At 40.7% G+C, this 270-nt stretch carries 1 protein-coding gene; it reads right to left on the reverse strand.

Going from position 1 to position 270, the window contains the following annotated elements:
* On the reverse strand, positions 1-240 hold a 240-nt coding region (locus N7568_RS23655; RefSeq protein WP_261612139.1), incomplete at its 3' end, for a radical SAM protein.
* Positions 241-270: the final 30 nt, after the last annotated feature.

Below are 270 nucleotides of genomic sequence, written 5' to 3' on the forward strand. Positions count from 1 at the left end.
AGAAAGATAGGTCATAAAACCCATCTGTTTTGCATGTTCTATAAAATGAATGTAATCCGCTCTGGACGTCGGTTCACCACCTGTGAAACCTATGCGACGGAACCCCATATTATACATACGTTCAATGATATTAAGCGCATTGGAGAGAGAGGAGTCCTTGATACCAGGGTTACGGAAGCACAGATCACATCCGAGATTACAATGTGAAGTTATTCTAAAATCCAGAAGCAGGTTGCTCATGTCCATTATGAGTCCTCTAATTGGTAAATT

It is taken from the genome of Paenarthrobacter aurescens (assembly GCF_025421775.1).
GTDB lineage: Bacteria > Actinomycetota > Actinomycetes > Actinomycetales > Micrococcaceae > Arthrobacter > Arthrobacter aurescens_B.